19 protein-coding genes, 1 other RNA gene and 1 pseudogene are annotated in these 20,371 nt (G+C 37.9%); 6 read left to right on the forward strand and 15 right to left on the reverse strand.

Going from position 1 to position 20,371, the window contains the following annotated elements:
• On the forward strand, positions 1–360 hold a 360-nt coding region (locus IQ237_RS17245), incomplete at its 5' end, for a HEAT repeat domain-containing protein (RefSeq protein WP_194057295.1).
• Positions 361–529: 169 nt separating this feature from the next.
• Here IQ237_RS17245 and IQ237_RS17250 read toward each other — a convergent pair.
• The 5 genes from IQ237_RS17250 to IQ237_RS17270 all read right to left on the reverse strand — a co-directional run bounded on the left by IQ237_RS17250 (position 530) and on the right by IQ237_RS17270 (position 5,635).
• Positions 530–1,099 carry a hypothetical protein gene (locus IQ237_RS17250; RefSeq protein ID WP_194057297.1) on the reverse strand — a complete coding sequence of 190 codons (570 nt, stop codon included), beginning with the start codon at positions 1,097–1,099 and terminating at the stop codon, positions 530–532.
• Positions 1,100–1,293: 194 nt separating this feature from the next.
• The gene (locus IQ237_RS17255; protein ID WP_194057306.1) at positions 1,294–2,394 is read right to left on the reverse strand and encodes a tetratricopeptide repeat protein; all 1,101 of its coding nucleotides are present in this window, start codon (positions 2,392–2,394) and stop codon (positions 1,294–1,296) included.
• A gap of 111 nt (positions 2,395–2,505) precedes the next feature.
• Positions 2,506–3,258: an MBL fold metallo-hydrolase gene (locus IQ237_RS17260; RefSeq protein WP_194057308.1), complete on the reverse strand. Its 753-nt coding sequence runs from the start codon at positions 3,256–3,258 to the stop codon at positions 2,506–2,508.
• A gap of 160 nt (positions 3,259–3,418) precedes the next feature.
• Positions 3,419–4,186: a circadian clock KaiB family protein gene (locus tag IQ237_RS17265; protein WP_194057310.1), complete on the reverse strand. Its 768-nt coding sequence runs from the start codon at positions 4,184–4,186 to the stop codon at positions 3,419–3,421.
• 147 nt (positions 4,187–4,333) lie between these two features.
• Complete coding sequence (locus tag IQ237_RS17270; RefSeq protein ID WP_194057312.1) at positions 4,334–5,635, reverse strand: type IV pilus twitching motility protein PilT; 1,302 nt, start codon at positions 5,633–5,635, stop codon at positions 4,334–4,336.
• Between the two features lie 845 nt (positions 5,636–6,480).
• On the opposite strand from IQ237_RS17270, the gene IQ237_RS17275 reads away from it, so the two are divergent.
• Together IQ237_RS17275 and wecB are read left to right on the forward strand one after the other, a co-directional pair.
• Positions 6,481–6,852 (forward strand): hypothetical protein, encoded by a 372-nt coding sequence (locus IQ237_RS17275; RefSeq protein ID WP_194057314.1) that lies wholly within the window; start codon positions 6,481–6,483, stop codon positions 6,850–6,852.
• 396 nt (positions 6,853–7,248) lie between these two features.
• Complete coding sequence (gene wecB / locus IQ237_RS17280) at positions 7,249–8,364, forward strand: non-hydrolyzing UDP-N-acetylglucosamine 2-epimerase (protein WP_194057316.1); 1,116 nt, start codon at positions 7,249–7,251, stop codon at positions 8,362–8,364.
• Between the two features lie 224 nt (positions 8,365–8,588).
• On the opposite strand, the gene IQ237_RS17285 is transcribed toward wecB, so the two are convergent.
• Entirely contained in the window at positions 8,589–9,191 is a 603-nt protein-coding gene (locus tag IQ237_RS17285) for a peptidoglycan-binding domain-containing protein (RefSeq protein WP_194057328.1), read from the reverse strand.
• 197 nt (positions 9,192–9,388) lie between these two features.
• Positions 9,389–10,270, reverse strand: coding sequence for a M23 family metallopeptidase (locus IQ237_RS17290; protein WP_194057330.1), 882 nt, complete (start codon positions 10,268–10,270; stop codon positions 9,389–9,391).
• A 357-nt stretch (positions 10,271–10,627) separates the two neighbouring features.
• Between IQ237_RS17290 and IQ237_RS17295 the strand changes: the two are divergent.
• A pseudogene (locus IQ237_RS17295) lies at positions 10,628–10,762 on the forward strand (IS4 family transposase); the annotation flags it as partial.
• Positions 10,763–10,978: 216 nt separating this feature from the next.
• On the opposite strand, the gene rpe reads toward IQ237_RS17295, so the two are convergent.
• Positions 10,979–11,686, reverse strand: a complete 708-nt coding sequence (gene rpe / locus IQ237_RS17300; protein ID WP_194057332.1) for a ribulose-phosphate 3-epimerase — start codon at positions 11,684–11,686, stop codon at positions 10,979–10,981.
• A 204-nt stretch (positions 11,687–11,890) separates the two neighbouring features.
• Between rpe and IQ237_RS17305 the strand changes: the two genes are divergently transcribed.
• Positions 11,891–13,480, forward strand: coding sequence for a S8 family serine peptidase (locus IQ237_RS17305; RefSeq protein WP_194057334.1), 1,590 nt, complete (start codon positions 11,891–11,893; stop codon positions 13,478–13,480).
• A gap of 136 nt (positions 13,481–13,616) precedes the next feature.
• On the opposite strand, the gene IQ237_RS17310 is transcribed toward IQ237_RS17305, so the two are convergent.
• The 3 genes from IQ237_RS17310 to IQ237_RS17320 all read right to left on the reverse strand — a co-directional run bounded on the left by IQ237_RS17310 (position 13,617) and on the right by IQ237_RS17320 (position 14,810).
• Positions 13,617–13,832 (reverse strand): type II toxin-antitoxin system HicB family antitoxin, encoded by a 216-nt coding sequence (locus IQ237_RS17310; RefSeq protein WP_194057336.1) that lies wholly within the window; start codon positions 13,830–13,832, stop codon positions 13,617–13,619.
• Between the two features lie 2 nt (positions 13,833–13,834).
• Positions 13,835–14,050 (reverse strand): type II toxin-antitoxin system HicA family toxin, encoded by a 216-nt coding sequence (locus tag IQ237_RS17315; protein ID WP_194057338.1) that lies wholly within the window; start codon positions 14,048–14,050, stop codon positions 13,835–13,837.
• A gap of 79 nt (positions 14,051–14,129) precedes the next feature.
• Positions 14,130–14,810, reverse strand: a complete 681-nt coding sequence (locus IQ237_RS17320; protein WP_194057340.1) for a Uma2 family endonuclease — start codon at positions 14,808–14,810, stop codon at positions 14,130–14,132.
• Between the two features lie 323 nt (positions 14,811–15,133).
• On the opposite strand from IQ237_RS17320, the gene IQ237_RS17325 reads away from it, so the two are divergent.
• The gene (locus IQ237_RS17325) at positions 15,134–15,346 is read left to right on the forward strand and encodes a proteinase inhibitor I4 serpin (RefSeq protein WP_194057342.1); all 213 of its coding nucleotides are present in this window, start codon (positions 15,134–15,136) and stop codon (positions 15,344–15,346) included.
• Between the two features lie 233 nt (positions 15,347–15,579).
• Here the strand turns inward: IQ237_RS17325 and IQ237_RS17330 are convergent, their stop codons facing one another.
• The 4 genes from IQ237_RS17330 to IQ237_RS17345 all read right to left on the reverse strand — a co-directional run bounded on the left by IQ237_RS17330 (position 15,580) and on the right by IQ237_RS17345 (position 20,331).
• Entirely contained in the window at positions 15,580–17,292 is a 1,713-nt protein-coding gene (locus tag IQ237_RS17330) for a diflavin flavoprotein (protein ID WP_228020429.1), read from the reverse strand.
• Between the two features lie 182 nt (positions 17,293–17,474).
• Positions 17,475–19,193, reverse strand: a complete 1,719-nt coding sequence (locus tag IQ237_RS17335) for a diflavin flavoprotein (protein WP_194057346.1) — start codon at positions 19,191–19,193, stop codon at positions 17,475–17,477.
• A gap of 331 nt (positions 19,194–19,524) precedes the next feature.
• Positions 19,525–19,914: a transfer-messenger RNA gene (gene ssrA / locus IQ237_RS17340) on the reverse strand.
• Positions 19,915–20,181: 267 nt separating this feature from the next.
• Positions 20,182–20,331, reverse strand: a complete 150-nt coding sequence (locus tag IQ237_RS17345) for a hypothetical protein (protein WP_194057348.1) — start codon at positions 20,329–20,331, stop codon at positions 20,182–20,184.
• Positions 20,332–20,371 lie beyond the last annotated feature (40 nt).

Raw genomic sequence — 20,371 nt, forward strand, 5'->3', positions numbered from 1 at the left:
CAGGCTTTGGTTGATTTAATCCGCAATTCTGATAATAAATATACCAAGAGAAGGGCGGCTGAAAGCTTAGGAAAAATAGGAAATGGCAATGAATATGCTATCCAGGCTTTGGTTGATTTAATCCGCAATTCTGATAATGAATATACCAAGAGAAGGGCGGCTGAAAGCTTAGATAAAATTACAGAAGTTGAACAAATGGCAATGGTAATTACTCATTTGCACAAATATTTACCAAAAGATGTTTATGAAAAAGATTATTTGAGTTTTGACACAAAAATTTATCAACTTTTCTGGAACTTTGCCCAAAACCTGAGTTACCCTGAATTTTATGCAGCTTGGCAGCAAGGAATTGAAAATTAAACAAATGGGAGTTCAAGGAAAATAATCTCACCCCTCTCCAAACCTCTCCCCCCGTGGGGGAGAGGCTTTAAATTCTCAATTTCTAGTAATAAAAATTATTCTTATTCCCTCTCCTTGTAGGAGAGGGTTAGGGAGAGGTTCTTCCCATACTTGGAAAATTCAAAATTAACTATGGTGTAATCACAGACTTAGCCATTTCTACCAAATCTTTCTGGTTTCCTGCTTTTATGCCAATAGTGTACTGTACTCCTTTTTGTCGCCAGGTTAAGGTAGAATCAGAACAATTAGCACCACATTTAGCATCTACAAAATAAGCAGTAATACCCTTTGCTAAAGATACCGCTTTACCAGTGAGTTTAGGGGTTTTACTATTAATAGCTTCTGCACTAATCATACCAAGACGACAAGCTGTACCTCCAGTACAATCAGAGCTAAATCCTAGTAATATATCATACTTGTTTTTGTTGGCAGTTTCGATAATTGCGTAAAGTGGGTTTTCCCCTTCCAAACCAGGAATATAGTTAGGTAATAAAATTGTAATTTTCGTATTTTTTTTTAATTTAGGGATAATTGATTTAAAAACTGGATGTGGTTGAGCAGTTTTACTATTAACCTGCTGTTTTGCTATTACCTGCGGCTTATTTTTTACCGATGCTTGAGCAACATCATGAAAATAGCTGCTACCAACTAGGAAAAACAAAGTTAAGAAAGCACTACTTTTTTTTAAATTGAAAATCATATTTACACACCTGGGTAATTAAAAATAATAATACAACTATAACAATCCTTAATCTTTCGTCAATAAGAAAATTACTGAATTCTTCAAATAATCCTGAAAATGCTTAAATACTGAAAATCTTGATCCTGACAATCTGCGTTTATCTGCGTTCTTATCCTGAAAATCTTGATTCTGACAATCATAAATCCTGTAAATCAAAAATTTAAAATGTCTAAAGATTCTTCAATTTCTAAATCTAAAATAATCGCTTGAGTATCTTTGTGTTCTTCTATTTTCCCATTTTGCCAATACAAATCCGCTGCTTTCTGGAAATCTTCAATTGCTCCCTGTTTATCTCCTATAATTAATCTGGCATTTCCTCGATTATAATAAGCATCTGTATAATTAGGTTTAATTTTGATCACTTTACTAAAATCATTGATTGCTAATTCATAGTTGCCTAAATCAAAATGAGCGTTACCACGATAATAATAAATATCTTCATCATTAGCATTTATCTTAATTGCCTGATTGTAATCTTCAATTGCTCCTTCATAATCCCCTAATTCATAACGAATATTTCCTCGATTTTTATAATCTATAATATCATCATTCTTGTCAAGAATATCATCTTGTAATTCAATTCCTTTAAGTATTTTTTTCTGCTCATATAAAACCTGCTGATTTTGTGAATCTATATGATCATTATCTATAGAAGTGGGGAAATTTTCTAAATAAGATAATAAACCTCCACCGTATAATAGTTGATGGATACCAAAGGAAATTTTACCAGTTTTTAATTTAATCATTTTTGTCGGTAAAAATCCTGCGAAAAATAAATGATATTCTGATTGCGCTTCATTAACTTCTTGTTTAATTAAAATACAAACAATAACTGTATTTTTTTCAACTTCCTCTGCACTTACCGACCATCTTACCTGCTCAATTGTACCATGACGAGATTTAACTTGTATACGAATTTCCGGATTTTTGGTTAGTGTAAAATCATGTCTTCCATCTCCTCCCATTCGTTTTTCATAATCAACTTCTGTAATGAAATCTGCTAAACGTTCTTTAACAAGTTCTTCTCCTAATTTACCTTTAAGATTACTAATAAAAACGTTACGCACTGGGGAAGTGCGTTTATATTTTTCTGCCATTAACCAGCAAAAATTCCTTAATATTGTTAATCTTTCTCCTGAAATAATAGTTAATTCACTATAATTTCCTGGTGTTTCACAGTGCAGGAGACAACCAGAATTTAATCTTTTAATAAAATCAGATTGTAGCGATCGCAATAAAGTAATCCAATCCATTTCACTAGGGAACAGGGAACAGGGAACAGGGAACAGAAAATAGGAAATGGGGAACAGGGAATAGGTGAAATTATTACTGTCACCTGTCACCTGTCATCTGTCACCTACTTCCTAAAATGTTACCTGTTCACCAGGTTTAGCTGCAATAACTCGCGTAGCTAAATTGTTTTTTTCTAATAATCCCTGAAATTCTTCAACACTTCCCTTTGCTTGCAAAAAGTTGTTTAATACACCCTCAAATTGAACATCTCCACCAGCAGCAGTAGGAAGAATAATTCGAGGTTGTAACCATTTAGCAACTTCTAAAGCACTATTCATTCCTTTAATTATTGGTAGTCCCAAAGGTAAACTTAAATCAATAATTGGTGTAATTACCACATCTACTGGTGCAAACTGCTGGAGTTGGTTTGAATGATTTCCATGGGGTTCATAATACAGTTTTACACCACTTGCTAACTCTTTGATCAGATACCCATTTTCTAACAAATTCGGTCCAATTTGAGAACCGGGAAAAGCTTTAATTTCTACTTGATTATTTAAAGTGAAAGTCTCACCATGATCAAGAGTGGTTATATTTTTATAACCCAATTCTTTTACTACTTTAGTTGCATTGGGAGACGCAACAACCTGAATATTCTTATCCAGTTTTTTCAAAGTTGGGGGATGTGCATGATCTTCCAAACCTTGAGACAACAAAATCCAATCTATATTTTCTGGTATGGGTCGATCTTGCGTTCGAGAACCTTTAAATAACCAATCTAAATTATTAAAGGTTAATGAGTCCACCAACCAAGGATCTAAAAGTATCCGCTGTCCACCAATTTCCATTAACCAACTATTGCTGTCTAACCAAGTGAAATACATAACTTTGAAGGTAGTAAGAGTAGTGCTGATTTTTATTATTAATTATAATATTAATTATAATATTTATGATAGTTTTACGAACTGATCACACTGATTTTAAACACGAATACACGGCTGGTTAATTACGAATTATCAATTGTCAATTGTCAATTGTCAATTGTCAATTATCCTTCGCTCCTAATATTTGTAATAGTTTTTCCACATTATCTATATCTCCTACTATACGCCGAATTGGATGAGGCCAAACCTTAACGAGTGTAGGAGTTGCCAAAACCTGATCAATTTCTGCTTGCTCTGGATGTGTTAAAACATCAATTACCTTGAGGGTGTAAGGATAACCAAGCGATCGCTCTAATAATTCGTGTAAACTTTCTAAAATTCGCTCAGTAGTCATACTATGACCAGCAACAAACAAACGCAATACATAACCTTGACCATTCAATTTTCCCTGTTGTGGATGTAAATGATTTTGCTGATATCTGGATGGTATATCTGCACGATCTAAACGCACAATTAAATCATGATCTTCCCAGAGTTGGGGAAAAGAAGAACGATAAGTAGCTAACACCATGCGATCGCATAAACCCTCTTGCCAAGGTGCTGTTTGCCACACTATATCCCCCGTACCAAAAATTGCCCTCAGTACCGACTGATGACGCATCACTGCTGGATAAGCTTCCGCAAAAGTCTGTACTTGTTGTGTCCGTGGATTTAACCAATGATCAATAGTAGCTGTATAACAAGGTACTAAAAAATGTGGCGGCTCTGATAAATCCAGAATTTCCTGCAAAGCCGTACACAAATGTAAATGCCATCGACCTTGCTTACTAGGGTCAATACAGTAAATTAAATCTCCCCCTGGTGTAAAAAGAGCAATACCTTTAAACAACTGGGGTGGAGATAGTTTGTCTGTGGTTAGCTTGGTCATTATGCTTTTTCAGGGAACAAGGAACAGGGAACAGGGAATAGGGAATAGAAGGCAAAGGGCAAAAGGCAAAAGGCAAAAGGCAAGAGATAAAAAATATTCTCGCCCTGCTTCCCCTGCTTCCCCTGCCTCCTGCCTCCTGACTCCTTATTAAACACGACCTCTGAGGAATTGCATCATTTCATTAGGAGTTGGTGACATTTCAATAGCGGTTTCCTCAGTAATGCGACCTTCCTGATAGAGATTGAATAGAGACTGATTCATAGTAATCATGCCATCAAAACCGGCTTGTTTCATCAACTCCCCAATATCATCATACTTAGCATCTTTAATCCATTCTTTAATCGCCTCAGTGTTAATCAGGATATCGTGGAAAGCTGCCCGTTTACCATCCGTCGTGCGACACAAACCTTGGGCAATTACCGCCACTAAAGACTCGGAAAGTGCCACCCGCATAGCATCTTGTTCTTCACCAGAGTACAAATTAAGAATCCGTTCAATAGTTTTCACCGCGCTGTTAGTGTGCAGTGTTCCCATAACCAAGTGACCAGTTTGAGCCGCTTTCAAGGCAGTATTCACCGTTTCTTTATCCCGCATTTCCCCCACCAGAATCAAATCTGGGTCTTCCCGCAAAGCTGCTTTCAAGGCGTTGTCAAACTTACGGGTGTGCATTCCCACTTCCCGCTGCTTCACCAAAGACTTGCGACTTTGATGCACAAATTCAATCGGATCTTCAATAGTGATGATATGCTTGGGCATTTCTCGGTTGATGTAGTCAACCATTGCCGCCATTGTCGTAGATTTACCAGAACCAGTAGGACCAGTCACCAAAATCAAACCTTTGTGATAATGACAAATATCCCGAAAAATCGGCGGTAATCTCAACTGATCAATTGACAATATTTTCAAGGGAATTAACCGCAGCACCATTGCATAACCGCGCAAAGAGTCAAAAACGTTAATCCGTACACGGGCAAATTCGTACTGAGTCGCACCGTCAAATTCCAGGTTATCCTGAAAGCGTTGGATTTCTGCATCAGTCATGATCTCATGCAACCAATTAACAAAAGTTGCCTTATCCGTTTCTGGATAGTTCGTTACTTGAATTTCTCCTCGGTTACGGAAACGGGGTATTTCACCTATCCCCAAGTGAACGTCAGAATATCCTTGATCAAAAGCTTCTTGAACAATTTGAGCTAGGGTGAGTCCCGCAGGTGGTTTAGAAGTTGCCGGAACTGTTGCCCTTGGTGCTGCCATTGGTGGTGGTGCTACTGGACGTTGACCTGCTACTGGGGGAGGTGGTGGTGCATTGCCAGCTGGTAAACCTACTCTGGGATTCTGCAACATTTGTGTACTATTGCGTTGTGTCATAGATGTTGCTATCGATGGCGCTGGTGGTGCTGGTGGTGCTGGTGGTTTGGGTGGTAGATTGCGAGATGGTAATTCTGTCATATATCTTCAACTTGGGTAGATCAAAAATGAAATCGACAATTAATTTCTTGATGAATTACAAAGCACTATTTTGAGTTTAAGCCTGGGAAATTAAGCACAGCAGTCAGTTTGAGTTCATCCACCTCCGTCTGTGTTTTTTTCGCAGCTAATTCCAGGATTTATTAGTTATATACAAATTCTTTCATCAATATAACCTGGTTTTACACAGGTTAACCTTCAGTATTAAAACGTAAATATTTCTGTAATGCTATGTAATTTTTCTACCTGAAATTACAAATACCTAATTTTTCAACCCCCAGATGAGAAATTTGTCAGCTATAGAAGGCACCAAGGAAGAGGATTTGCGGCAACTTTACTTTTAGTTACATACTTCGGTTTTTTACGCCTTTCTACTTAGGACTTAGGCAAGATTGGACTAAAGACCTGATTCTCCTGATTCTTGCGTAGGGGTAATTCATGATTACCCCTGCTTTCGTTCTGTTTTGCATCAGTCCTGCATAACTTTTTCAGCCCCGTCTCTTGAATTATGAGAACCGATCCTAATTTTGATAAGAAATGTTAAGTAAAGCAGGTCATTAATTTCGGAGATCATGATTGGACTATTCTCTCCACAAGGTTATATTCCTCAAGATATATGCTCAAGCAAGACTGACTACACAAAGGGGCATTTGAGGAGATATCCATAATTACAAAAAATAAACTGTAAAGTTTAGTAAAGAAATGCTCATCTTTTCCATAAGTTTCTATATACTGGATTTCACTGAGTCAAAACAGTTAACTCGTCAACAGCGAGGCACAACTGAAATTCAAATTTAAACTTTGCTGTGTATTTGGGAGGAAAAGTCATGGTTTCGGCTCAAAGCTCTAATCAAGGGAAGACCTACTCCTTGTTAATGATTAAAAGCTTTTTAATCTGGACTTTCACATTGGCAGTATGTTTGTTGGTTGTCGGTTTTCCATTAGTTGTAGTAATGGCTACGGTCGGATGCCTGTTGTCGATAGTCCTACAATCTGTAATGCCTGTCAGTGCTGTGTTGCTGGTAGCAGGTGGTTTAATTATGTTTAATGTTCTGACAGTTTTGATCGTGGCTGGTGTACTAACTGCTAAAGGTGTTCATCCTAAAGAAGTTAAATGGTTAAGCTGGCTACATGGTGAGGCAGAAAAAGTGCAAACCACGGTTTATGCTGCTTGTCCTTTAACTTGCGAACTCAAATAAATAACATTGCTAAATTCGACAAACAGTGCATCTGCCCGGTTAAGCCGGGTTTTTTCATGTTTGAGGGAACAGGGAACAGGGAACAGGTGACAGGTGACAGGTGACAGGTGACAGGTGACAGGTGACAGGTGACAGGTGACAGGTGACAGGTGACAGGTGACAGGTGACAGGTGACAGGTGACAGGTGACAGGTGACAGTGAATAGGCAAGGCGAGCAGGGAACAGGTGACAGGTGACAGTGAATAGGCAAGGCGAGCAGGGAACAGGGGGAAGTTAATAACCCAATGCCCAATGCCCAATGCCCAATGCCTAATAACTAATAACTAATGACAAATGTCTAATGTCTAATGTCTAATGTCTAATATCTAATGACTAATGACTAATGACTAATAACTAATGACTAAAAAAATTGGCATTATTTTAGGTACTCGTCCTGAAGCGATTAAACTAGCACCAGTAATTCAGGTTTTCCAAAGTTCTCCAGATGTGGAAGTACAGGTTATTCTTACAGGACAGCATCGGGAGATGGTTGCACAGGTGATGCAGCTATTCAACCTCAAAGCAGATCATAATTTAGAGATTATGCAGCCTAAACAATCGCTGAATGATATTACCTGTAGGAGTTTGCAAGGTTTAGAAGCTTTATTTAAAGAACTAAATTTAGATTTAGTGATAGTTCAGGGAGACACTACAACAGCTTTTGCAGCAGCTTTGGCGGCTTTTTATCAAAAAATCCCCGTTGGTCATGTGGAAGCGGGGTTAAGAACGGATGATTTATTTAATCCCTATCCAGAAGAAGCTAATAGAAGGTTAATTTCCCAAATTACTCAATTACATTTTGCCCCTACTTCCCTAGCGGTGGAAAATTTGCAAGCTTCAGGAGTTTTGGGAGAAATTCACCTCACGGGGAATACGGTAATTGATGCGTTATTGAATGTGGCTGCAACCAACCCAGCTTGTGAGATACCGGGTTTAAACTGGGGTGAATATCGGACAATTTTGGCTACAGTGCATCGTCGGGAAAATTGGGGTGAACCACTGCAAGCGATCGCCCAATCATTTTTACAGATTTTAGACAAATTTCCTGATACCGCTTTATTACTGCCTTTACACAAAAACCCCACTGTGAGAGAACCATTACAGCAATTATTGGGTAAACATCCCCGAATATTTTTGACAGAACCATTAGACTATGCAGAATTAGTAGGAGCAATAGGGCGATCGCATTTATTATTAACAGACTCCGGTGGTTTACAAGAAGAAGCTCCCAGTCTCGGTAAACCTGTGTTAGTTCTCAGAGACACCACAGAAAGACCAGAAGCTGTCACCGCAGGGACAGCTAAACTGGTGGGAACGGAAATTGAAAGTATTGTTACTGCTGCCAGTGAGTTACTGAGTAACCCAGAAGCTTATACCGCAATGGCTAATGCTATTAATCCCTTTGGTGACGGCCATGCAGCAGAACGCATTTTGCAAATTGTGAAAAATTATTTGAGAATTAGTAATGGGTAATGGGTAATTGGTAATGGGTAATTGGTGATTGGGTAAATTATCAATTATCAATTATCAATTAATACCCAAAGCCCTTATACCGCAATGGCTAATGCTATTAACCTCTTTGGTGACGGCCATGCAGCAGAACGCATTTTGCAAATTGTGAAAAATTATTTGAGAATTAGTAATTGGTAATGGGTAATTGGTGATTGGGTAAATTACCAATTATCAATTATCAATTATCAATTGATACCCAAAGCCCTGCGAGTTGATGGACCAACTATACCATCTACAAGCAATCCATTTCGGCGTTGAAAATTGCGAACTGCACTAGCAGTGCTAGATCCATAAACACCATCAACTCTGATCCCTAAAGCTCTTTGCACGGTTCTCACACGCTCACCTCTAGCACCTGGTCTTAATAATACTCGACCACCAACACCAACCCCAGAATGACGACGATATCTACCAGGAGTAGTACCTAACCATCTTTCCGCAACATAATATCCTTGGTAACGTCCAGAAGTAATTTGAGCAAAACCATTTCTCACATTACCAGTATTGCCAATATCTGTACCATTAGGTACACACGCTACAGATGAGTTAGCGGTGCTAGGACCCCTACGGATAAATAAACAACTACCATTAGTTCTGACATATTCGGCGGAAGCTTGCTGAAGGGGAGCAAGGGAAGTAACAAAAACACTCACACCAGCTAACGCTAACCAAGCAGAAGACTTGAGTAATTTTTGCCAATTAGACTGCAATTTGGGCAAATTCAATTCTAAATTAACCGGAGTCTCTTCATTAGCCATGTACATATAGGAATAAGCCATATATTCCATGATTTTCTGCTCCTTTATGTAAATAATTGGGATATTGCAAAAAATGACTTTGCTTTTTTCTAGATTTAATCTAGATGTATTTTATACTCCTGATTTAGCAGAGTTGTTAACACCTTATTCCGGCCTTTCAACTGTCACAGTACCGTATTTTTAAGGAATCATCACATACTTAACTAAACAGTATTTTTAATTGCTAGTTAATTACCAGCTTGCTGGAAATTATCAAAATTATCAGCACGAATTTGACTACCATTGCGCCATACTTCTACCTTTTCTGGACTAACTAAGTAAGAAAAAGAACCGTTATCTGCTCGATATTTATTTTCACCAACATTCCAAGCAAGTATCTTGACAGCTTGACTCGTATCTTGCTTTAATTGCCCAATATAAAAAAGTTGACCATTTTCGTTACAGACTTGAATACGAGCTTTTGCAGTTTCACCTGTGATCACTATAATTCCAGTACATTCGTGATTAACTTTTAATTCGTGATTAACTTTTACGGGTGGAACATTGACGGGAACGGGTTGTGAAGGTGAAACTGGTTTATCTAAGGGTAGTTTAGCAGTGGTGGAAGATGATAAAAGTTTCAGAGGATCAATTGCTAATCGACTATTTTGATAAAATTCAAAATGCAAATGAGGCGCTGTACTGTTACCTGTTGATCCCATTTCTGCAATAATTTGTCCTTGAGTCACCGTTTGACCTTTGCTAACTAACAAACGATTATTGTGACCGTAGACTGTCATAGTACCATCGGGGTGTTTAATTTCAATAAAATTACCTAATCCCCAATCATCCCAACCAGCTTTTACCACTTTACCAGATGCAGCCGCATAAATAGGAGTTCCCATAGCACCTGCAATATCAATTCCTTCGTGTTGATGTTTACGGAAACTTTGGGAAATTATCCCCTGAGTCGGCCAAATTAAGTTGCTACTAGGTAAAAGAGTTTGGTTAACTGCGGAAGCTTTGACTACTGGAGGTGATGCAGAGGTAGTTGTACTAATAACAGTTGTTAAAGATATCAACCCTATCAAGATATAAGCACATAATCGAGAAATAATATTTTTGTTCATAAAAAACTCTCAAGTTCTTTTCTAAAGTTCTTTATTTGCTGTTTCAGCATTACTCACCTAGTATCAGGAAAATTGCTTAACGGGTGACAAGACGGTTGAAGATGAGATGTGGCAATAATTTGAGAAAATAAGGGGGGTAAAAAATAGGGGCAATGTTTTGGAAACTATGAGTAGGAAAACCTTGCACTTTGTTGGTTTTTACCTCGTTTCCAAATACAAAAAACTCCTTGATATCCTTGAACTCCTGACTCCTTGAAATCCTTAATCTTCAAGGACAGACTTTTTCAGCAAACCCTATTTAATATTGCTGTTTATTGGAAGAGAAAATATAGAAATAAAGGCTCAAAAGAACCCAGGTATAGACAATTATGGATTTATGGTATGGAATTATGGGCTGATTTAGCTCTGAACTTAATCGCTCTCAAGCCTCATAAACGCCTCTTTTTTCAGCGTGGCTTTCAGGGTCTATCCCTTATGAAACAAGCTTTTTAACCACCTTGTCACCCGTTAAGAAAATCCAGATTTCATCAAAAAAATAAACCCCCGACTTCCCAAAGAAATCGAGGATTTAAGTATTATAGCATTTACCAAGTTAGTGATTGAGGTACAGAGTTTTTTATCTTAGGGAATTGGGAATTGGGAACAGTAAATAAATTAGGGTGTACCTCATGAGACTGGGAAACGCTATATTCAGTTAACAGTATTCAATTAAACAGCCGCTAATTCCTTAGTAGGAGGTTTACTGTTACGAATATTATTGATTGCTTCTGCATAATCAGGAGCGTTAAACACAGCAGAACCCGCTACAATAGCATTAGCGCCGGCTTCCAAAACTTGCCAGGTGTTATTGGCTTTGAGTCCACCGTCAACTTCGATCCAAGGATCTAAACCGCGTTCATCACACATTTGACGCAGTTTGCGAATTTTGGGAACTACGCTAGGAATAAAGCTTTGTCCACCGAAACCGGGGTTAACGCTCATAATTAGCACTAAATCACACAGTTCCAGTACGTATTCAATTAATTCTAAAGGTGTACCGGGGTTTAGCACAACACCAGCTTGTTTACCGAGTTCTTTGATTTGTCCCAAAGTCCGGTGTAAGTGAGGTGAAGCGTTATGTTCAGCGTGTACAGAAATAATATCCGCACCAGCTTTAGCAAAACCTTCTACATATTTTTCTGGTTCCACAATCATTAAATGGACATCCAGAGGTTTGGTTGTAATCGGACGAATCGCCTCCACAACCAGAGGACCGATTGTAATATTAGGTACAAAACGTCCGTCCATTACATCAACGTGAATCCAATCTGCTCCCGCTTTGTCTACAGCACGAATATCGTCACCCAGACGACTAAAATCTGCTGATAGGATAGATGGAGAGATAACTATAGGCTTTTGAGATGGTTTTTGGGTCATGGTTAGCGGGTTCTTAATCGTCCTTGTCTGTAAGCATTGTAACAAAATATGGATTTTTTGGAAATTGGTGATTGGTGATTGGTGATTGGTGATTGGGTATTGGGGGTGATTGGGTTATTTATCTTCCCATCTTCCCATCTTCCCATCTTCCCACCTCTTCCCTGTTCCCTGTTCCCTGATAACTAACTATGAAAAAACGCTACTATGAAAAAACTCTGGATAATCTGCGGTTTGGCTGTTTCTTGTTTAACTGTGCCAGTATTGGCATTTGTAAAGTTGAGCAGTTCTTTAGGTAGTAGTGGTATTGATGCACTTAAATTACATCAACCACCATACAATTTAACTGGGCGCAAAATTGCGATCGGTCAGGTAGAAATCGGTCGTCCTGGTATGTTTGGGTTAGATAAAGCAGTCTCTAAAAATCGCGCTATTTCTCCTGTAGCGGTGTTTTTACGCAATACACCAGCTAAATCAAATTCTGGTGTAGACCCTCATGCTTATAATGTGGCTACGGTGATGATCAGTAAAGATAAAGCTTGGCCAGGAGTTGCACCAGACGCAAAATTATATTCTTCTGCGGTGGGATCTACCAGAAATATGGGTCAAGCGGAAGAGTGTTTATCCACTCAACATATAGCATTACAAAATGGTGGTGATGTTCGTGCTATTAACTTTAGTTTTGGTGAACCTTTGTACCGTGATCCTCGACCAAATGCGGTTTTAGATGGTCAAGCTTTGCTGACTTTATGTATTGACTGGTCAAGTCGGGTGCATAATGTGGTGTATGCGATCGCCGGGAATCAAGGCAAAGGTGGGATTCCCATTCCTACAGATAATTTTAACGCAATTAACGTGGCTTTTTCATCTGCTAGGGAGGGAATTTTTAATAAAGTTCATGTTTCTAATTTAGCAGGAAATAATCAAGGAGTAGGCGATCGCCTCGCAGGTAAAGAATTTAATATTGGTGGACGCAGATCCATCGGTTTAGTTGCTCCTGGTACTAACATTCCTGTGATTAATCCCGATGGTAAATTAAATAAAGCTACAGGTTCAAGTTTTGCCGCACCTCACCTAACAGCTACCATTGCATTATTACAAGAATTTGCCGATAGACAGTTAAGAATTAAACAGCAAAATTGGACTATTGATGCGAGAAATCATCAAGTTATGAAAGCTGTATTATTAAATTCAGCAGAGAAAATTCAAGATAGTGGTGATGGTTTGCGGTTGGGAATGACCAGGACTTTAGTTGATAAGCAAAATCGAGATTGGTTTATTTCCGATGCTTACAAAAATCCCAAAATTCCCTTAGATGATCAAATGGGTGCTGGACATTTAAATGCTTTTCGTGCCTATCAACAATTTATGTTTGGTCAATGGCAACCTACCGCACCTATTCCGCCTATTGGTTGGGATTATAACACAATTAATGCTAATTCTGCTTTAGAATATAGATTAGAAAAACCATTAAAACAAAATAGTTTTGTAGCTATCACCTTAACTTGGGATCGATTAGTAGCATTAAATGATAAAAACCAAAATCAATTATATGATGAAGATGAAACTTTTATAGATAAAGGTTTAAATAATCTGGATTTATTCCTGGTATCAGCAGATTCACAAAAAACGGAAATTGCTACTTGTGCTTCTGTGAGTGAAATTGATAATGTAGAGCATATTTTTTGTCCTGTTCCTACTAATGGTAAATATAAAATTCGGGTGCAGTTTAAACAACAAGTCAACGAACCAACTCAAGCTTATTCATTAGCATGGTGGACTGTTCCCGGAAATTAGTTATTTGATAATAATTTTAGTGAAAATAACCCCATTGTAACGATTATACAATTATGAAATATTCTGAATCATGACTTATGTAAGGGTTTAGCACTGCTAAAACCCTAATAACTTCTGATTCGTGAATTATAATGAATTACGGATGAGAACCTACTGTTAAAGGTTCTGGAAGTTGTCTTCCTTGTAATTGATATTCTTCAATTAAAAGTTCTAAAACTTCTTCTCCATTCTTGAGTGCTTCAGCATAAGTTTCTCCGTGGGTATGGGCATAAGATCCAAACTCTGGTAAGCTAACTATATATTTTTGATCTTCATCAGACCACTGAATTAAAATACTATAATGGTGATTCATACCTACTCTTCCTCATGATTTAAACTTTCTAAATCTTTCAGTGCATTTCTCACATCTCGTTCTTGATATCTATCAGCATCTGCTCCGTCTTTACCAGATAAAATCAAACTATAGGATAACTGAGGATGACTCCAAACAGTATGACTTCCTTTACCTGGCCTATAAGTAAAACCAGCTTTTAATAGTTGAGCTTTGAGTTGTCGAATTTTTTGAGGCACAAGTAAAAATCCTTGATCAAAACAATCTTTCTTTCAGCTTTTATACTGTTACCCCTGTTTCCAGGGGGTGAGAAGTGATTTAAATCAAACTTTCAGGATCAACTCCTAAATTATTCAACATTTCAGCTAATTTTTTCGCTTTTTCCTCACTTTGTTGAATCCTTTCCTCTGGTGTTAAAAATCTTTTACCATTTTCATCAAACCAATATAACCATTCTCTGGTTATTCCTTGATAAGTTCCCTTTTCTTTACCGATTCCTAAACCAATTTCTGGCAACCAAACGGGATTTCCAGTAATTAAAATATATTCCCCATCCACTAATTTATAAACCTCTAAAGTTTCTTTGATTTTCCGTTGGGGATTATATACCACATAATATAAAATCCCTAAATCATGGGCATAAAATTCTTTTTTAGTGCTATATTCATTTCTGTAGGTTTGGGAAACAACTTCTAACACTAAACTGGGTAATTTCTGTTCTTCCCACAAAACATAACTAGAACGTAATTTTTCATGAATTACCCTGGGAATACCAATACTTAAAAACCCATCTGGTACTATTGCAGGTTGATTGGGATCATAATATATTCCCATGTCCACACCAAAAAACCAATCCCATCTTTGAGACCAGATTAAGGCTAACATGGCTTTTAATAAACCGGGAATTAAATCTTGTAGTTCGTTATCCACTGGTGTTTCGTCGGAGTCGGGTAGTTCTTCTGATGAAGGTAAGCAATGCAAAGGATTGTAATTTAGCATAATTGATGCTACCAGTTCTATTTTTAGTATATATTAGGTAGGTGACTGGTGACTGGGGAAAAAAATTTGAGATTTTAGATTCTAGGTTTTAGATTTTAGATTGAAGTTGAAAAAATCCAAAATCCAAAATCCAAAATCCAAAATCCAAAATCCAAAATTAATAACTCCTGACTCTTGAATTAAGTTATGAAAACATAACGTAAAAATCCGTTACCAAAACTGTAACCAGCAAAGATTTATGTATTTTGTATGCGATAGTGAACATCTGACACATCATTAGCGTCTAACTTGATAGAAAGCTGAAACAAAAAATGAGGTAGCAGATGAACCGACACAAGTTTATTGCTGTGCAAGGAAATTTCTTACAAAGACGGTACGGAGTTAGTTTGGGTAGACGCTACGTTTTAGCAGCAGCTAGTATTGTAATGCTGAGTGTATTGGGATATTCAGCAGTAGATAACAATACAAATTTAATCAGTAAATCTTCCCCAAGCAATACTGAATCTCTCTTAGCTGGAGATAATGATTATTTGTGATAGATTTTGGTTGTGTTTTGGTGTCTTAATGCCAATCATCTATTACAAAAACATCACTGCTGTTATATCTTGGTTGGTTAGGTCTGTGCATCGCTACACCTATTGTTTGACTGCAAAAACCACGGGATAGCATCTGCAAATAAGCGGTTTTTCTGCTGGTATTCACCCCTGAATGAAATAATTGTCAATTATCAATTGTCAATTGTCAATTATCAATACTCCTTGATATCCTTTTAATAATGTGTACCGGTTTTGCGATGGTTAACAGCAGTTACAGTATCCGGTTTGAGTAATTTACCATTATCTACAGTGGCATATACTACCCAATGATCACCACATTCTAGACGTTGGTTAACGGAACATTCTAAATATGCAGCAGCATCAGTCAGGACTGCACAACCATTATCAGCTTCTACCGTTTGGAAATTAGTAAACCTGTCTTCTCCGGGGGCGAAATTTTTACGGAAATGTCTTATGTAGTCTACATGAACACCATTCGGAAGAATATTCAGGACAAACTTACCACCCGGATACATCAATGATTCAACTGCTCTTTCCTTGGCGATCGCCACTGTAATTCCTGGAGGATTAAAGGTAGCTTGAGATACCCACGTCCCCAGCATTGCTGTGGAAACTTCTCCTTGTTTCGCTGCAACTACACATACAGAACCAACTATTCTTCCTACCGCTTGTTCTACAGGGGTTGCAGGTTGTTGTGGTACACGAATTTTCTTGGCTTTTTTCAAACTTTGTGCAAAGTCTGTACCTATTTCTTCGCACATTTTCAGGGTGACTTCATCGGGTTTAAACTTGACTTTCAAAGTGTCAAAAGCAAACCTATATCCCGCATCTCGCAGTTTTCCTTCTACTAAGTCTAAAGCTTCTCCACTCCAACCATAAGAACCAAACACACCTGCTAATTTACTATTATCACCAGTAGCTAACACAATACCTAAAGCAGTGTGAATAGGTGTGGGAGCATGACCACCGATGGTAGGAGTACCAATAATAAACGCATCTGCTTGTTCTACAGTACCACGAATTTCTCCAGGGGTGGCAAATTCACAATTAATAGATTTTACCGCAACACCACCTTTAGTTAATCCCCAAGCGATCGCCTGTGCTAAAGTGGCAGTGTTACCATAAGCGGAAGCATAAAGTAACGCTACGGAAATTTCCCGATCTTTTTGAGCGCGACTCCATTCAGAATATGCTTTAGTTAATTCTATCAACCTAGTGCGGATCAATGGACCATGACCCACTGCATACATCCTCACCTGCAAATCAGAAATTTTCTCTAATGCAGCTTCGACATGAGTTGCATGGGGAGCCATTAAGCAGTTAAAGTAATAACGCTGATCTTCTTTAAAAGCTTCTGAATTATCATCAAAAACTTCATCACCGCAGATATGCGACCCAAATAATTTATCAGTATAGAGAATTTGGGTTTGTTGATCATAGGTGCAAAGTGCTTCTGGCCAACGGGGACTAGGAGTAGGTAAGAATTTCAAAACATGACCTTTACCTAAATCTAAAGTTTCTTTTCCCCGCATAATCAAAACTTTAATATCTTGATCTGGGAAAGATGCACGCAAATTATTTGCACCAACCATAGAACAAACAAAAGTAATTTGCGGTGCAAGTTCTAACAGTGCTTTTAAAGTTGGTATACGATTAGGGCTAAAATGACCCAAAATCACATAATCCAATTTTCTCAAATTAACTGTATTCTGCAATGCTGCAAAATAAATATTAGTAAATCCTTCTCCCGGAGGATCAATTAATGCAGTTTTATCCGCTTCTATTAAATAGCAATTGGCGGTAGTTCCTCGACAAAGTGCATATTCAACTTCAAACCTTAGACGTGACCAACTCCTAGCTCTGAGAACTTTGGTATTGGTGGCGATCGGTAAAATTTGTACGTCCCGTGGTTTGGAATCTGTCATAGATTTTTCTGGTGAATAAAAAACTTGAGAAACCCAATTTTTAGCTGAGTTGAAAGCATTAGAAACAGAATCAGAAAAAGGCATACTATTTATCAAATATTCTTGCTAGATAAATATCTGTGTAGATAATTGACAATTGACAATTAACAATTAATTATCAATTATCAATTATCAATTATCAATTAGTAATAGTTTCCTACTTTGCGATGACGTACTGCTGTCAGTGCATCAGGTTTGGAAACTTTGCCATCTTCAACGATGCAATATAAAATCCAATGATCGCTACATTCAATGTTGCTGACTACTTGACATTCCATGTATGCAAGTGCATCGGTTAAAATTGGTGAACCGTTTTTAGCAGTTTGGGTTTTCACACCTGCAAATCTATCTGCACCGGGAAGTAAACGTTTGAGGAAGTGTTTTTTCAGGTCTTGATAATTACCTTCTTCTAACACATTTATCACAAAGCGATCGCCTATTTGTAATAAATTATCAATCGCTCGATCTTTAGCAACAGCAATGGTAAATCCTAACGGTTGAAAACTAGCTTGTGCTACCCAAGAAGCCATCATTGCACCGCTAATTTCACCTTTTTTTGCAGTTACAATATATAATCCGCTGCTAATTCTCCCTAACGCTTTTTCCATGTTCACGTCGAGAGATTTGATTTGTTTGATGTTGCGTTCTCGCACCACCCTTTGTCCCAAATCTGTACCCGCTTCTGCACAAAGTTGATAAGTTGCTTCGTTGGGAATTGATTTAATTCTAATTGCGGGAAATGCTTCTTTAATCCCTAAGTCAATAAACTTCCGTCTTAGAGTATCAATCGGTTCATCATCACCACCATAGCATTCAAATAAACCTACAAATTGTTTATTTTTAGCTACAGCTAATAAAGAACTAATACCAGCCTGTGCTACAATTGAAGAAGTAGCTGGCATTCCAATAATTAAACCTGCTGCTCTACCAGCTAATTCTTGAATTTCTTGAAAATCTGCTGTGTGTAAATCAACTACTTCTGAACCCACACCAGCTTTTTGTAAACCATCACCAATTGCATGAGCTAATTGCTCACTATAACCATAACCGGAAACATAAAACAACCCAACAGTAGTTTCTGTTTTCGCTTGTCTTTGACTCCAATTTTGATAATATTCGGTTAAAACATCGAGGTGATGATATAATAATGGTCCATGTCCATTGGCAATAATTTGAATGTTACCTAGTTCACCCATTCTCTTCATTGCATTCAATAAAGAGCGAGCATTGGGACCCATTAAGCAATCATAATAAAACCGGAAATCAGCTTCTATTGCTTCTAAATCTTCGTCAAATGTGCGATGATCACAAAAGTGCATCCCAAACGCATCACAAGTGTAAAGGATTTGGGTTTTGCGATCAAAACTAAAAATTGTATCAGGCCAGTGTAAATTTGGGGCGCTGACAAATTCTATTTCATGTCCTTTTCCGATGTTAATGCGATCGCCACTTTTAACGATTCTTTTGGAAAAAGGATCATGTACCAAACCTTCTAAAAATTGCAATGCTACTTTAGAAGCTAAAACAGTCGCTCTCGGTGCTAATTGTAGTACATCTTCTACTAAACCACTATGATCAGGTTCTGTATGACTAACAATTATATAATCAATTGTTTTCGGATTAACTAAACCTTTGAGAGTGTCTAAATATAATTGGCGAAACTTCTGATGAGAAGTATCAATTAAAACTGTTTGTTCACCCCTAATTAAATATGAATTATAGGTTGTACCGTTTTGCAATCCAAATTCAATATCAAAGCGATCGCGATCCCAATCCAGAGAACGAATCGCTGTAGTATTAGGAGCAATTTCTACAGTTTGTATAGTTAACCTTGGTTCAATTTTCTCTGATATTGCTACCATGATTTGTATCCGATTCTAAATAATATTCTTTTCTCCCCACCATTTTCTTCCTAAATTCTTTTTAAAGCTGTAATTAAGAATATATTTTGTAAAATTAAAGTTGTATCAAACAATGCTATTTTTCAGCATATTTTTTGACACGAAAATCTACGAACTCTGAACTATCTTCCAGATAATGAAACATAAACGACTTACAATTAATTGAAAGTGGATAGATCCCCGACTTCTCTGAGAAGTCGGGGATATGGGTAATACGTTTTTTAACATTGATTTACTTATAAACAAAATCCACCCACACATAATAGTGTCAGGTGGACTTGTTCAATATTTAAAGTGGAGCTTATGGGAATTGAACCCATGTCCAAACTGGGTATTAACCCCCCGCTCATTCACAGGTTTAGCCTTTCTGACCCTCAAGGCGGGAATCGTTCATTGTCCCGAACGTAGGATGCTCTGATTTAGTCTTAGCCAGCAAACCAACCAGAGAACGCTTACTGGAGCATCCGTTGGGGTTAGGTCTCTAGTCCTTAACGGAGTCAAACCAGAGACGCTCGGACCTATAAGAGGCTATTAGGCAGCAACTAGGGCTTCCTTACGAGCAAAGCTTACGATATTGTTCGCATTTACTTTTTGTTTGAGCCTTTGATTTGCGAGAGGAGACTCACTCTCGACCTGAATCACAGAGCAGCTTTCGCCAACCTGTCGAAACCGTTAAAGCCCCATGCGCTTTATATTTTTATTATAGTATACAATTTTGGAATTGTGTGCAGTTGATCAAAAAAATTTTATTGTCTTTGGGTATTGGGCATTGGGCGGAAAATTTTAGATTTTAGATTTTAGATTTTAGATTGGGGTTGACAAAAACAATCCAAAATCCAAAATAAAAAATAAAAAACTCCTACCTCCCCTACCTCCCCTGCTTCTCCCGGATTTCTCACCAAAATCCTCAAACCCTTATAAAATCTGGATTCTCGGTTTTCACACTGTGTCAAAAATCAGCACCATGAAAAATACCCGAAACTGGTTCTCCATAAGGATTATATAGATGGCGATCGCATTGTTTGTGAGAAATGCGGGTTCTTCTGCCTCCGGTTGGTGAGCGACTTGTACTGAGCGCAGTCGAAGTAAGTCGAACCACTGCCTCCTGCCTCCTGCCTCCTGCCTCAAGAGGGCAACCA

It is taken from the genome of Sphaerospermopsis sp. LEGE 08334 (assembly GCF_015207205.1).
Taxonomy (GTDB): domain Bacteria; phylum Cyanobacteriota; class Cyanobacteriia; order Cyanobacteriales; family Nostocaceae; genus Sphaerospermopsis.